This window comes from Pantoea sp. y20 (assembly GCF_054903455.1).
Map to the genome: position 1 here is coordinate 2,098,034 of NZ_CM142816.1, position 14,588 is coordinate 2,112,621.

The window sequence follows — 14,588 nt, forward strand, 5'->3', positions numbered from 1 at the left end:
CACTTGTGGGAGAAGGTTGGGATGAGGGCTTAAGCGCACCATATAAACCAAAGGACAACCCATGAAACCGGCACCAACCTCGACTGAACGCGACGAATCTCTGGCGCTGCGCGCCGCCTGGCTGCACTACGTCGGCGGTTTAACGCAGGCGGAAGTGGCGAAACGACTCGGGCTGCCGTCGGTGAAAACGCACCGCATGATTGCGCGCATGGTGGCGGAAGGCGCGGTGAAGGTGTCGATTGATGGTGATATCGTCGCCTGCGTCGCACTAGAAGATCGGCTGCGCGCGAAATTCGCGCTTAACTTCTGTCATGTCGCCCCCGATCTTGGCGAAGAAGGCTTGCCGGTGCGCGCGCTGGGCATGGCGGGCGCGGATTACCTGCGTAACCTGCTCACCGCGTCGCCTTCTACCACCTTAGGTCTGGGGCATGGCCGCACCCTTTCCGCCGCCATCCATCAATTGCCACGTATTGATGCGCCGCATATGCGCTTTGTCTCGCTGCTCGGCTGTTTAACCCGCAACTACGCGCTCAATCCTCACGACGTTATGCACCGCATCGCCGAGAAAACCGGTGCGCAGGCCTACACGATGCCCGTGCCTTTCTTTGCCAATACCCAGGAAGATCGCGAAGTGTTACTGGCGCAGCGCGGCGTGAGCGAGGTGTTTGCCATGGCGGCGCAGAGTGAAGTCAAACTGGTGGGAATTGGCACCGTGGAACCCGCCGCTCAGCTGGTTGAAGCCGGCATGATTGATGAAGCGGAGATCAATGATATCTCCTCATCCGGCGCGGTCGGCGAGTTGCTGGGCCACTTCTTCGATGCCAGCGGACAGATGATTCACACCAACCTAACGGCCCGCACGTTGTCAGTGGATCTCGATCTCTCGCATCGCGCAGAGATTGTCGCCCTGGCGGGCGGCGCCAGTAAAGTCGCCGCGATTCGCGCAGTGCTGGCCAGCGGTCTGGTGACCGGTTTGATCACGGATGAGGTCACCGCGCAGGCATTAGTGGATTGAAGTATAATGATGAAATGTTCTCTATGTAATAACAATAAGCGTAATTGGTACTACACAGTGAACATCTCTGACATGATGCGCCGTTGATAAAACCCTTCACACCAGGCTATGATGTTCCATATATAGTACATATAATGTTTATTGGTACCCTGTATGGAACAAATCATGGCTTCTTTCACTTCACCCACCTCACGCTATGCTCAGGAAGCGATTGCCCTATTAGCTTCCTTGATTCGTGCTGAACGTATCGAGAAGCAAATTCCAGTATCCGAGTTAGCAGAAAGAGCCGGTATTTCGCGTGGGACTTTACATCGCATTGAGCAAGGCGACGTGAAATGTCAGATTGGCAGTTATTTCGAGATTGCGGCCATATTGGGCATTCCCCTGTTTGATGCAGAGGTGAGTTTGCCATCATTGGTCAGTCATCGAAATCGTGTTGAAGAAAAGCTCAAGCTGTTACCCAAACACACCAGTAAAAAAAAGAGTAGCAGGAAGGTGAAGGATGACTTCTGAAGCGCGTTTTAGAGACGCTTACGTATGGATATGGCTGCCTGGTGAAACATCACCAGTGGTGGCGGGCAGGCTTGAGGCTGAAGGCGGTACGCTGCTTTTCAACTATGGTCGTAGTTATCTGCAGCGAGAAAACCGCATTCCGCTCAATCCCAATGAACTTCCTCTGCGGACTGGCGTTATTCCGCCGCTGAATGGGTTAAACATTGCGGGATGTATCCGTGACAGCGCACCTGATGCCTGGGGACGCCGTGTCATTATCAACCGTCGAATGGGACGGAAAGGCGCGAACGTCGATACCGGAATACTCGATGAGCTGACGTATCTCATTGAGTCCGGTTCAGATCGCATTGGTGCCCTGGATTTCCAGCACTCAGCAACGGAATACATTCCGCGCTCAACTGCAAATGTCACCCTTCCTGAATTACTGGAGTCGGCTGATCGGGTTGAAAAAGGCGTGCCGCTAACACCCGAACTGGATCAGGCGCTTTTCCATGGGACGTCGATCGGTGGCGCGCGGCCAAAAGCGCTGATCGAGGCCGAGGGAAAAAAATACATCGCGAAATTTTCTGCCAGTGCGGATGTCTGGAACGTGGTGAAAGGCGAATTCCTGGCGATGCGGTTGGCGCAGTTGGCAGGATTGCATGTCGCTCCGGTGAAGCTAGTCAAAGCCTCCGGACGCGATGTGATCATGATTGAGCGCTTTGATCGCGAACATAAAGCCGATGGATGGACGCGAAAAGTGATGCTTTCGGCGCTGACCCTGTTTGAACTCGACGATATGCTGGCGCGTTATGCCAGCTACGAAACACTCGCTGAAATTATTCGTCAACGTTTTGCCTCGCCCAAAGAGACTTTGCTGGAGCTGTATAAACGGCTTTGCTTCAATATTCTCTGCGGCAATACCGATGACCATGCCCGCAATCATGCCGCCTTTTGGGATGGTAAAAGCTTCAGTCTAACGCCTGCTTATGATATTTGCCCGCAAGGTCGTGCTGGCAACGAAGCCTCGCAGGCGATGCTGATAAGTGGCAACAATAATCTTAGTCGCTTAAGCAGCTGCCTGGATGCCGCTCATCACTTTGCTTTGAGTCGCGCTGACGCGCATGCGCATTTCATGCTGTTAAAAACGTCGATTGAAACCTATTGGCATCATGTTTGTGATGAAGCCGATTTGAGCAAGGTGGATTGGGAAAGCTTGTGGCACAGGCAGTTCATCAATCCTTTTTCACTTGAATAGCTGATTGCGTGAGCTAGACCAAACTCACTTCCACGCCCTTCTCACGCAGCGCTTTTTGATAGCTCGCCTCCAGTTCGGCATCGGTGATCAGTTGGTTAAACGGCTGAAGCGGTGCCAGCGCAAACGGATGAATCTGGCCAAACTTTGAGGAATCCGTCAGCGCGATGGTGTGTGTAGGCTTTTCCATGATGGCGTTGACCACGTCACAGCGCAGCATATCGCGGCCGGTAAAGCCGGTGACTGCATCCCAGCCATCAATCCCAATAAACGCCTTGTGGAAATTGAGGTGCTGAATACACAGACGCGTCAGCGGCCCCACCACCGATTCACTGCTTTTCTGGAACAGGCCGCCAAGGATGATCACATCGCCGCCCTTTTCGCGCAGCAATCCGGCGATGTAATGGCTCACGGTAATGATGGTGATATCGTTGCGTTCACTCAGTTCACGCGCCAGCAAGGCGTTAGTACTGCCGCCTTCGATAAACACCGTTTCACCGCTGTTCACCAGCGACGCCGCGTACTCGGCCAGACGCTTTTTCACCGCGAAGCGGGTTTGCATACGTGCGCCAACATCATCACTTTCTGGCGCCACGGCGGAACCGTGCACGCGGCGCAGAAAGCCGCCTTTCTCCAGAAGATTGAGATCCTGACGCACCGTCACTTCTGAGACGCCGGTGGTGTGCGCCAGCTCATTTACGCTGACGCTGCCGCGCTCGCTGACCAATTGGATAATCTGCTGATGACGTGCGTTCATAACACCCGCTGCTGTGAAATTTTTGTCAAGCTTACCAGAAATTTAGCCCAATCCCAGACTGCGGCGACCATTGGCATTCAGCGCGTCGAGGGTGAAGCGATCGCGCCACTGCGTTTCATAATCCTCCTGCGGGAAATCGCCAGGCGACGCACCGCTGGCCAGCGCCTGCGCCACTTTGGTAGCGTAGGCGGCATTTTTCTCACACAGCGGTGCGGCGGGAATGTACATTACATTGCCCCAGCCTTGCTGATCCTCTACCGGCGCGACCGAGTGGATCACATCACAATGCCACCAAACCGAATCGCCCGCCTGCAGCGCGGGAATCGAACACAAGCCCTCAATCAGTTCCGGATGCCACTGCGCTGAAACCGGCAGCACTTTGCCCGGCGCAACGCCGCAAAGCTCATCTTCCGGTACATCTTTCAACAACGGACGCAGTAACAAATAGGCCATCGCTTCCGGCACCGGCACCACATGCAGCAAGCCCTGACCAATCTGCATATCCGACAGCGCGGTCCAGCCCTGGAAGGTACGGAATACCGAGCACTTGGTGGTAGTCCCCGATTGATACTCATTCACTTCAGTGCGATGCGCCGCATCCCAGGGATCGTATTGATCAAACTGGTTGGTGAAAATTTTGCTGAACACCTGTTGATACGCCGGCAGTAACCAACGCTCCAATGCGCCTGAATCAGTGTGCGCGCCAAGACCTTTGGAGGTGGTGCCCGGCAAGCGGCGACGAATACGATCGGGATAAATGATGCTGACGTCAGGATCAAACCAGCGCGAGCCGCGCGACTCAAACGTCCACAAGCGATTGAGGAAAGATTGCGTCTGGGCCATGGCATCGCTTTGGCGCGCGGACATCTGCGCATCGCTCCAGTAAATCGGATAGATTTCCGGACGTGACGCATCAAGATTGCCAAAGAAGTTATCGCCCGGCCCTTGGTAGACGTTGTCGAAATCATTGTCATCGAGGTATTTGAGCATTGATTCATCCCAGGCCAGCGCCTGATCGCGCGGGAATGTCTGCTTCACCACTACACAACCGCGTCGACGAATATGATCCTTCACCTCATCGGTGATACGTCCCGCCGCAATATCCTGCTGACTCACCTGCGGCCACGCGCTGCCGTTTTGCGCCTCTTCCGCGCGAGCAGCGGCAATTTCGCTGACGATTTTGCTTCTGACTTGTTCAAACAGACCTTCGACATCGCCGATCTGCTCTCTTAACACCCTTTTCAACAGGCGAACGTTATGTTTGAAATCATCAGGTTGTTGCAATGAAGTGAAAGTATGATTCATGACATGCTCCGATTCGTTAACTTGCTCTTTTCATTCGAAACTAAAGTAAGCTTCATTCATAACAAATGCGCAGCAATAAACAATAATGCGACCGCCGAATCCGGAGGTTGATCACATTAAGATCGAAGAATGGGTTTCAGGTGAAAGTGGCGGCGCGTTTTACGCCACCACTGAAAGATCAGGATTGTGACGTTTTAGGCAGCGCTTGTAGAATGGCATCCACGCACTGCTGCGCCGAGATTAAGGCGCTATCAAGCTGCAAATGATCGCGCTCCCAGGCTTGATATTCGCGCTGTTCAACTGCCTGCCAATCCGGCAGCTTCAAATCTTTAATATCGGAAGCGCGATTTTCGACGCGAAAGCGATGTTTGTTACGATCGGAACAGATTACTTCGACTTCCAGCAGCGGCGCACCGCTCAACAAGGCGATATCGCGATATGCGTTGCGGATCAGTTGCAGGTCGTTAACCGAGTCGGTAACAACGGTGGAACCGAGCAGCAAATTGTCGCGCGCCAATCCGTAGATAACGAAATATCCTTCCGGCCCGATCGCTTTCTCGCTCTCTTCACCCGATCGCAACGCCTGTTCGATAGTATCGACGCGTAAATACACCGCGCCGATCTGCTGCGCTAATAAGCGCGCAATGGTGCTTTTGCCGGTGCCGGGTAATCCGCTAAACGTGATGAGCATTAATTAATTCCTATTTTACATTGATGTTCAATCGTGATTAGCCTGACGGTGAATGCGATTTTTATTATCACTGCAGGCCAGGTTTCCTCTTTCCTGGCTGAACGTCCCAGTTGGCACGTTTGCAGCGCTGGATGCGTAAATAGCTTTCGTCACTAAATGTGTAAAACGGTAAGAGCCCCTTGCGCAATTAGTGAACGCACTCACAAGTCAGAAACAATTCATTAACCAACGTTTGATCTTTTCCCCGCCAGCTTTTATACCTTTTGAAAATTATTTCATGCATAAGAAATAATTTTCAAGGTCAACCCCGGCTCGTTTTTCCGCGTTTTGTCGTCACGGCTGAGCCATACACATTCAGCGTCAGTTCCGGGGAATAAACATGAAAAAAATCACTGTTCTACTCGCCAGTTTGTTCATGGCGGGCAGTTTCACCAGCATCACGCAAGCAGCGGATGCGCCTCAATTTCGCTGTAAACCCGGCGAAACTTACTACATGAACGTGATGGTGACAGGCGTAGAGTATTGGTTCCCGGTTTACGAAATGTTCAAGCAGGCTGCGCATCAGCTGGGCTGTAAGACCGTATACGGTGGCACACCCGCTTATGACGTTAACCAGCAACTCTCAAGCTTTGAACAAATCCTGGCACAAAAACCCGCCGGTATTTTTCTTCATCCGATGAATCCTGACCCCTTTATTGAGCCCATTAATCGTGCTGCTGAAATGGGCATTCCAGTGGTGACGTTTGCCGCCGATTCACCTAACAGTAAACGCGTTGCTTATATCACCTCAGACAATTTCCGTGAGGGTAAAGCTGCAGCCGACGAACTAGGGAAAGCAATGGGTAAAGGTGCCGAATTTACGGTGCTGGAAAACCCCGGTCAGGATAATCACGATAGGCGTGTCACTGCGTTTATTAATGAGATGAAAACCGCCTTTCCTGACAACAAATTAGTCGCACGCGCTGCGACGAATCAGGACCCTTCGAAAGCCTATAACGCCGTACTCTCAATGTTGCAGGCGAACCCCAATCTGAAAGGCATCTTTATGCCGGAAGCCAGCTCTGCGATTGGTGCTGCGCAGGCAGTGGCTGAAAACGGCGGCAAAGTGAAAGTGATGACCGTGGATGTCAACGCTAAGGTGCTGGATATGATTAAAAGCGGTCAGGTATTTGGCGCAATCAATCCAAATCAGGGCATCCAGGGCTATATGGGTTTTATGACCTTGTTCCTTGCTGCTCATCCTGAACTGATCGATCCGATGAATGACGCCAAACGCAACGGGACCAATCCTTTTGCCTTCCCAATCCTTGATAACGGTTATGCGGTGGTGACTAAAGACAACGCCGATGATTTCCGCTGGGATGCTTATCTGAAACGCCGCGGCACTAAAGGCATCAATGAGTAAGGCGACGATTATGACAGCACTATTGGAATTACGTGGCATCACTAAAAGTTTTGGCGCGGTACGGGCTTTACAGGGGGTAGATCTCACCCTCCGCGCGGGAGAAATTCATGCGCTGGCCGGAGAGAATGGCGCTGGAAAATCAACGTTGATGAACATTATTGATGGCATTTTGCGTCCAGATGGTGGCGAGATATTGCTGTGTGGCAAGGCCGTGACCATTCGCTCACCACGTGAAGCACAGAGTCTTGGCATTGGTCTGGTACATCAGGAAATTGCTCTTTGTCCTGATATCAGCATTTATGAAAACATTTGGATGGCGCATGCCGCTGGCCAGCGCGGCGTTCTCATGCCGCATAAAGTACTACGTGATAAAGCGCAGCAGGTGATGAATCGACTCGCGCCGATAGCGGTGACTAAAAAAGTCGGTGAACTTTCTCTCTCTCAGCAGCAACTGGTGGAGATCGCCAAAGCGCTGACGTTGGATTGTCGACTGCTCATTCTGGATGAACCCACCGCCGCGCTAACCGAACCAGAGGCTCAAACGCTGTTTACGATTGTGCGCCAGTTGCAGGCGCAAGGTATTTCAGTGGTCTATATCAGCCATCGCATGGCAGAGATTTTTGCGCTATGCCAGCACGTCACCATTCTGCGCGATGGCTTTACGGTACACAGTTCATCGCTGCAAAACATGACGCCCGATGAAGTGATTACACGTTTGGTCGGACGAGAACTGTCGCAACTCTATCCTGATAAACGCCCAGTTAGCGCCGCTTCACCATTGCTTGAAGTGCGTGAGCTTGGCGATGGCAAACACTTCCACGATATCAATTTTGATTTGCGTCCCGGCGAAATCCTTGGCATTGGCGGTTTGATGGGGGCAGGACGCAGCGAAATTGCGCAGGGTATCTGCGGTTTACTGCCCATCAAACGTGGCGCAATCCGTATCAAGAGCAAAGCTGTGACATTGAGGGATTACGCCGCGAGTATTGCGCTGCGCATGGTCTATTTGTCGGAGGATCGCAAAGATGCCGGACTTTTTTTAACGATGCCGATCGAATGGAACATTTCGGCTCTGGATGTCAACGCAGTCAGTCATCATCGTTTGTTGATCAGTCCGCAGCTTGAGCGTCAGCAGTCAGAGGCGCTGGCAAAGCAAGTGAAACTCAAGCTTGCCAAATTAAGCGATCCGGTGTCGTCGCTATCAGGTGGGAATCAGCAGAAAGTCGCGCTAGCACGCGTATTATCGGTACAGCCGGAAATTGTATTTCTTGACGAACCAACACGTGGCGTGGATGTCAGCGCCAAGGCTGAGATCTACAGTATCCTCGCCAAACTGGCGGCCAGCGGTGTGGGTTTAATCGTGATTTCATCAGAGTTACCGGAACTCATTGGCCTGTGTGATCGCATCATCGTGATTCATGAAGGGCGCATGAGCGGAGAAGTAACCGGTGAGGCAATGAATGAAGAGAACCTGATGCGGCTAGCGGCTGGCATCATTCCAGAAGCGGAGGCTGTATGACAATGAATACCACCTTGCCTACACTGCAAAAATCGCGTTGGTCTCTGTTTGGCGGCATTCATAAACAGCGCGAAGTGGGACTGATTGCGATCATTGCACTGATCTTCATGGTGATGAGTTTCACTTCCCCCTACTTTCTCACCTGGGCCAACATGAAGGCGATGCTACTGTCGTTTTCAATTGAAGGCATTGTGGTGATTGGCATGACTATTCTGCTAATAGTTGGCGGTATCGACCTTTCGGTTGGCGCAGTGGTTTGTCTTTCAATGGTGGTCGCTGGGCAGCTATTTCTTAGCGGCGTGGATCCCTGGCTGGCTGGCGTAGGCGGCATTGCGGCGGCGGCGCTGACTGGCTTTTTAATGGGGCTGACGGTAACAAAAATCGGCCTCAGTCACTTTATCGCTTCGCTGGCGGCGATGGTTATCGTGCGCGGCCTGTGTATGATCGTCACTCAGGGAACGCCGCTATCATTATTTACCCTGCCCGTGAGTTTCAAATTTATCGGCCAGGGCGTTCTGTGGGGCGTTCCGTTCGTTATCCTGCTGTTCTTCGTGCTGGTCGCACTGTTCGACTTCTTGCTGCGTAAAGCCACGTTATTTCGCAAAGTGTTCTACACCGGCAGTAATGAACGTGCCGCCGCCTATTCCGGCATCAACATTAATCGCATCAAATTGTGGGTCACAGTACTGACCTCTACGCTGGCAGGACTCGCCGGCATTATTTATATGGCACGTCTTGGCTCTGCAACGCCAACCTTTGGTGTCGGTATGGAACTGAATGTCATTGCAGCGGCGGTCATTGGCGGCGCGAGTCTGAAAGGTGGCACTGGCTCAATTCTTGGCGCGGTGCTTGGTGTTGCATTGCTGTCGATCGTCACCAGCTCGCTAATATTAATCAACGTCTCCGTTTACTGGCAGGAGTTGATTAAAGGTTTGATTTTACTGGCCGCCGTCTCAATCGATCACTTACTGAATAAATACCGTGCTGCATAAGGAATTATCGCCCATGGAATTCGCTAATGAGCACCCTGCGTTTCATAGCGCGCGTCAGATTTACCAGGTTCTGGTGATGTATTACCTCGATGGCAAGAAACAGTCGGAGATTGCGGTTGAAACCGGCTTATCGGTTGCCAGTGTTAATCGTCTGATACGTCAGGGCAAGGAGAGCGGCATGGTGGAAATCACCATCAAATCCCCTTGGCTTTCAGCACATCAACTGGAGAGCGATCTGGCTGCCCTCGGTCAGTTGCAACAGGTGGTGGTGGCGCCGAACGTTGCACGCAGTGAGGATCATAGTCTGCAAATGGTCGGCGCAGCGGCGGCAGAATATTTGTTATCACGCTTAAAGGATGGCGATGTCATTGCTATTACTGGTGGCAAAGGTGTAAGTGCGCTGGTTGAAGCATTACAACCCTCACGTAAATACGATGTTCAAGTGGTACCCGCGCTGGGCTGCGTGCAAGGCAAACATTACACCGACGTCAATCATGTGGCCTCGGAAATGGCGGCGCGTCTTGGCGGACACGCATGGCAGATTCACGCCCCGCTTTTTACTGATTCTGCCGATGAACGCGACATGCTGATGGGCATTAGCGCCGTCGACCAGGTGCTGGATAAAGCGCGTAACGCCACGTTAGCGGTAGTGGGTTTAGGATCAATTCATAGCGACAATTCCAGCTACTACGATCTTAACCTCTCGGCGCGCCATGCTTCCTCCAGCATTGAAACCAGCGGTGCGCGCAGTGAACTGTTAGCCTGGCTGCTGGATGCTAACGGCCAACCGGCTCCGTTCGATGCCAACCGGCGTTTGGTTGGCCTGACGTTGCCTGAACTGCAACGCATTCCCTTCTCAATGGCGGTGGTGGCTGGTCGTGACAAAGTGGACCCGATTGACTGCGTGCTGCACGGTCAGTGGCTGAAAGGCATGGTCACTGATGAATCGACTGCGGCAGGCGTACTGGAATTGGCCCTGAGCCGAGGAGCATCTCATGGATAACATTAAAACCCGCGAACAACGTCTGAGCGCCCTGCGCCTGCGTTCATCGACACCGGTGTTGATTGTCGGCGGCGGCATCAACGGTATCAGTACGTTTCGTGAGCTGGCGTTACAGGGCATTCCGGCGATTCTGGTGGAAAAAGGCGACTGGTGCCAGGCCGCCAGCGGTGCGCTGTCGCGCATGATTCATGGCGGTTTGCGGTATCTGGAAACCGGTGAATTTACGCTGGTCAAAGAGTCGGTTACCGAGCGCGATCGCCTGCTGAAAAATGCTTCGCACTATGTTTTCCCCCTACGCACCACGGTGCCGATCGATAATCTCGCTGGCGGTTTAGTGAATGCTACCCGCCGTTTTCTACGCCTGAGCGATAAACCGACGCGGCGCGGGGCGTTGCTGATCAAAACCGGGCTTAGCCTGTATGACATTTACACCCGCCAATATGGATCGATGCCGAAGCATCAGGTGCGCAATGAAGCCGCCACGCGTGACCGCTGGCCGGGATTCGCGCCCTGGGTGAAATACAGCGCCAGCTATTACGATGCCTGGATCAGCGCGCCCGAGCGGCTGGGATTTGAGCTGATTGATGATGCCGAAAAAGCCTGTCCAGAGGCGCTGGCGCTCAATTATCTGCAGCTGGTCAGCGCCGAGGGCGAAACGGTTATTTTGCAGGATGCGTTGAGCGGTGAGCGATTTAGCCTGCAACCGCATGTGCTGGTGAATGCCGGTGGCGCATGGATCGACCAGCTTAACCAACGCATCACCTCCAACCGCGATCTGCCAAAGCTGATTGGCGGCACCAAAGGTTCGCATCTGATCCTCGATCATCCTGAATTGCTGCAGATGCTGGACGGCGAAATGGTCTATTTCGAAAACCAGGAAGGCCGCGTCTGCATCATGTTTCCGTGGTTTGGCAAGGTGCTGGTGGGTTCCACCGATATCCGCGTGGACGATCCCGATGCAGTGGTGTGCGAAGAGGAGGAAAAGAGTTATATCCTGGAGTCACTGCGCTTCGTCTTCCCGCATATCGAGGTGGCGGATTCCGCCATCGTTTACACCTTCTGCGGCGTACGTCCGCTGCCCGCCAGCGAGGCTAAACTCAACGGCCAAATCTCGCGTAATCACTCGTTAGTGGTGTTGCCGGCTGACGCCAATCGCGCCTGGAGCACGCTCTGTTTAGTCGGCGGCAAATGGACCACTTTCCGCCAGTTTGGTGAAGAGGCGGCGGATCGCGTGCTGCGGCTGCTCGGCGAAAAACGTCAGGTCTCGAGTGGTGATGTGCCGATTGGCGGCGGACGTGATTTCCCCAAACCTTCAGGACAAACCGCGTGGCTGGCGCAACTAGCGCAGCGTTATGGCGTGCCGCTGCCGCGCGTGATGCAACTCGCCAAACGTTACGGCAGCCGCGCCCTGCCGCTGCTGGCGCTGATCCAGCAGCACGGCGAGCAAATGTTGCAGCATCACGCCGCCTACAGCGATGTCGAATTGCGGTATCTGATTGAGCACGAGCAGGTTTGTCAGCTGGAGGATTTGCTGGTGCGCCGCACCTCGCTGGCGATTTGCGGTGAACTCACCGCGCCGCTGGTGCAGGAGATCGCGCAGATCATGGCCGCAGCGCTCGGCTGGAGCGATAGCGAACGCGCGCAGCAGCTGCAGCGCGGCTGCGCCAATCTGGCACGTTTGCACGGGCTTACCGGCCTTTACCCGACGGTTTTTCAGGAGGAAACACGACATGTTAGTAACCAATAAAGTGCGCATGCAGCGTCTGTTTCAGCACGGTAAATGCCTGGATGTCGCCATTGATCACGGTATCGCCAACGAGCCCGATTTTCTCATCGGACTGGAGAATATTGAGGGCGTGATGGATAACCTGGTCGCCGCGCAACCGGATGCGATTCAGGTCAACTACGGTCAGGCCGATCTGCTGCAGCGTGTGGCGGGACGCAAACCGGCGCTGGTGATGCGCACCGATGTGGGCAATGCCTACAACGCGGCGCGTCACCGGGAAATGTGGGCGGTGCTGCACAATCCGGATGAACCGATTCTTGCCGCGTTGCAGATGGACGCCGCCGCAGTGGTAGTGAATCTCTATCTGATCCCGGATGAACCGGGCATTTTTCGCATGTGCGTCGAAAATATTGGCCGCTTGCGCCAGGCTTGCGATCGCTACGCCATGCCGCTGATGATTGAGCCGCTGGTGATGGCCCCCGCCGGACAAGGCGCGGCTTACGGCTCACTCGGCGATGTCGAAAAAATTGTGCCGCTGGTGCGGCTGGCGCGTGAGTTAGGTGCCGATATCATCAAAGCCGATCCCACTGAGAACGTGGAAGATTTTCATCGCGTGGTGGAAGCGGCGCGCTGTCCCACGCTGGTACGCGGCGGCGGCAAAGGTGAACTGGCTGGCGTGCTGACGAAAAGTGCTGCGCTGATGGCGCAAGGTGCCAGCGGTATGGTGTATGGCCGCAATGTTTATCAACACGATAATCCGTCACGCGTGGTGAAAGCGCTGATGGCGATTATTCATCAGGGCGCCAGCGGCGCGGACGCCCTGGAAATCTATCAGCAGGGTTAAGCCTTACCTGCACCGGCGCTTAAGCGGTGCGCCGTCTTCGCCAGTTGCACGGAGTCGGATATGAAGATAGTTGGTATTGATGCCGGAAACACCATGATCAAAGCGGTGCTGTTTGATCTCAGCGGTCGCGTATTGTCGGTGGCCGAGTGCGCGGGAGAAACCCATCGTCCGCAGGAAGGCTACGCCGAACGGCCGGTAGCGGATATCTGGCATGGCGTCAGCGATGCGGTGAGCCGTTGTCTGCAGCAGGCGGAGACGCCCGCCAGCGATGTGATTGCGGTTGGCGCGGCCGGTCACGGCAACGGTTTGTACGCGCTGGATAAGCATCAGCAGCCGCTGTTTGGTATTCAATCTATCGATCATCGAGCTTGTGACACGGTGCACGCGCTGGAAATGAGCGGCGCGGATAAGCGCATCTACCAGATTTCGCTGCAAAAACCCTGGCCTGCGGCAACGCCGGTATTGATCAGCTGGATTAAGCAACATCAACCCGAGCGCTGGGCGCAAATCGGCCATTTACTCTGCGCGAAAGACGTTATCGCCCATTTTCTCAGCGGTGCGATTAGCGCTGATTTTTCAGATGCCGCCGGTGCCGGCTTAATTGATTATCGTGCGCGCAGCTACAGCCGTGAATTGATGGCGCTGTACGACATCGAAGACGCGCTCGCCCTGCTGCCCGCACTGCGTGAATCCTGCGAGGTGGTTGGCCATGTCACAGAACGTGCATCCCAACTCACCGGATTACCGGCGGGCATTCCGGTGGTGGCGGGCATATTTGATGTGGTGGCCAGCGCCGTGGGTTCTGGCGTGGTGAACAGCGGTGAAGCCTCAATTGTCGCCGGTACGTGGAGCATCAATCAGGTGGTGGTAGATAAACCCGATTATCTGCGCCCGGTATTTATGAACTCCATTATTGAGTCCGACCGTTATATGGCGATTGAGGCCAGCGCCACCTCGGCGGCGAATCTCGACTGGTTCCTGCGCGAATTTGACGATGGTCGCGGCGGTCAGGGCGCGGCGCGCAGCAGCGATAGCGTGGCGCACGTGCAACCCAATGCCCAGCTACCGCTCTATCATCCTTATCTTTATTCCGGACGCAAATCGGAACCGGCCAAGGCCGGGTTTTATGGCTTAGGCGGCTGGCATACGCGCGCCGATATGCTGTTTGCGCTGTTTGAAGGCGTGACCTTTGCCCATCGGGCGCATATTGATCGCTTGCGTGCGGCAGGCATCCCTTTTACGCAGGCCATTTTGTCGGGCGGCGCGGCGCGCAGTTGCATCTGGCCGCAGATGTTTGCTGACGTGTTAGGCATACCGATTCGCGTGGCGGAGTGCAAAGAGACCGGCGCGCTGGGCGCCGCCTTGTGTGCCGGTGTGGGCGTCGGCGCGTGGCGCAATCTTGCCGAGGCCGCGCAGCAGGCGGTGCAGATCAATCCCGGCAAATTGTTGCCGCGACCAGAGCGCGTTGCGTTTCACGACGTACGCTATCAGGTGTTTAAAAAGCTGGAGCTGGCGATGCGCGAGATGTGGCAGGAAGCCAGTTGATTATTGTTTATTAACAATGCATTAGTTTTAAGATCGTAT

Annotated in this window: 13 protein-coding genes; 10 read left to right on the forward strand and 3 right to left on the reverse strand. The window is 54.3% G+C overall.

Annotated elements, in window-relative coordinates; translation table 11 throughout:
• Window positions 1–61: 61 nt before the first annotated feature.
• The 3 genes from ACYAC5_RS09870 to ACYAC5_RS09880 all read left to right on the forward strand — a co-directional run bounded on the left by ACYAC5_RS09870 (window position 62) and on the right by ACYAC5_RS09880 (window position 2,765).
• Window positions 62–1,015, forward strand: a complete 954-nt coding sequence (locus ACYAC5_RS09870; RefSeq protein WP_462062930.1) for a sugar-binding transcriptional regulator — start codon at window positions 62–64, stop codon at window positions 1,013–1,015.
• A 165-nt stretch (window positions 1,016–1,180) separates the two neighbouring features.
• Window positions 1,181–1,528, forward strand: a complete 348-nt coding sequence (locus tag ACYAC5_RS09875; RefSeq protein ID WP_192233872.1) for a helix-turn-helix domain-containing protein — start codon at window positions 1,181–1,183, stop codon at window positions 1,526–1,528.
• Window positions 1,518–2,765 (forward strand): type II toxin-antitoxin system HipA family toxin, encoded by a 1,248-nt coding sequence (locus tag ACYAC5_RS09880; RefSeq protein WP_462062932.1) that lies wholly within the window; start codon window positions 1,518–1,520, stop codon window positions 2,763–2,765. Before ACYAC5_RS09875 ends, ACYAC5_RS09880 begins: the two co-directional genes overlap by 11 nt.
• Before the next feature lie 13 nt (window positions 2,766–2,778).
• On the opposite strand, the gene ACYAC5_RS09885 is transcribed toward ACYAC5_RS09880, so the two are convergent.
• From ACYAC5_RS09885 to ACYAC5_RS09895, 3 genes are all read right to left on the reverse strand, one after another.
• Window positions 2,779–3,519, reverse strand: a complete 741-nt coding sequence (locus ACYAC5_RS09885; protein ID WP_192411823.1) for a DeoR/GlpR family DNA-binding transcription regulator — start codon at window positions 3,517–3,519, stop codon at window positions 2,779–2,781.
• Window positions 3,520–3,561: 42 nt separating this feature from the next.
• Window positions 3,562–4,824 carry a DUF1479 domain-containing protein gene (locus tag ACYAC5_RS09890; protein WP_462062934.1) on the reverse strand — a complete coding sequence of 421 codons (1,263 nt, stop codon included), beginning with the start codon at window positions 4,822–4,824 and terminating at the stop codon, window positions 3,562–3,564.
• 178 nt (window positions 4,825–5,002) lie between these two features.
• The gene (locus tag ACYAC5_RS09895) at window positions 5,003–5,515 is read right to left on the reverse strand and encodes a P-loop nucleotide/nucleoside kinase family protein (RefSeq protein WP_462062935.1); all 513 of its coding nucleotides are present in this window, start codon (window positions 5,513–5,515) and stop codon (window positions 5,003–5,005) included.
• A 379-nt stretch (window positions 5,516–5,894) separates the two neighbouring features.
• On the opposite strand from ACYAC5_RS09895, the gene ACYAC5_RS09900 reads away from it, so the two are divergent.
• From ACYAC5_RS09900 to ACYAC5_RS09930, 7 genes are read left to right on the forward strand one after another with little or no spacing between them, the layout of a single operon-like run.
• On the forward strand, window positions 5,895–6,920 hold the full coding sequence (locus ACYAC5_RS09900; protein WP_462062936.1) for a substrate-binding domain-containing protein: 1,026 nt from the start codon (window positions 5,895–5,897) through the stop codon (window positions 6,918–6,920).
• A 10-nt stretch (window positions 6,921–6,930) separates the two neighbouring features.
• Entirely contained in the window at window positions 6,931–8,439 is a 1,509-nt protein-coding gene (locus ACYAC5_RS09905) for a sugar ABC transporter ATP-binding protein (protein ID WP_462062938.1), read from the forward strand.
• Window positions 8,436–9,431 (forward strand): ABC transporter permease, encoded by a 996-nt coding sequence (locus ACYAC5_RS09910; RefSeq protein WP_462062939.1) that lies wholly within the window; start codon window positions 8,436–8,438, stop codon window positions 9,429–9,431. The genes ACYAC5_RS09905 and ACYAC5_RS09910 overlap by 4 nt, the downstream gene beginning before the upstream one ends.
• Window positions 9,432–9,444: 13 nt before the next feature.
• Window positions 9,445–10,434, forward strand: a complete 990-nt coding sequence (locus ACYAC5_RS09915) for a sugar-binding transcriptional regulator (RefSeq protein ID WP_101764372.1) — start codon at window positions 9,445–9,447, stop codon at window positions 10,432–10,434.
• The gene (locus tag ACYAC5_RS09920) at window positions 10,427–12,181 is read left to right on the forward strand and encodes a glycerol-3-phosphate dehydrogenase/oxidase (protein ID WP_462062940.1); all 1,755 of its coding nucleotides are present in this window, start codon (window positions 10,427–10,429) and stop codon (window positions 12,179–12,181) included. The genes ACYAC5_RS09915 and ACYAC5_RS09920 overlap by 8 nt, the downstream gene beginning before the upstream one ends.
• Window positions 12,165–13,004 (forward strand): class I fructose-bisphosphate aldolase, encoded by an 840-nt coding sequence (locus ACYAC5_RS09925; RefSeq protein ID WP_222182112.1) that lies wholly within the window; start codon window positions 12,165–12,167, stop codon window positions 13,002–13,004. The genes ACYAC5_RS09920 and ACYAC5_RS09925 overlap by 17 nt, the downstream gene beginning before the upstream one ends.
• Before the next feature lie 60 nt (window positions 13,005–13,064).
• On the forward strand, window positions 13,065–14,549 hold the full coding sequence (locus tag ACYAC5_RS09930; protein ID WP_462062942.1) for an FGGY-family carbohydrate kinase: 1,485 nt from the start codon (window positions 13,065–13,067) through the stop codon (window positions 14,547–14,549).
• Window positions 14,550–14,588: the final 39 nt, after the last annotated feature.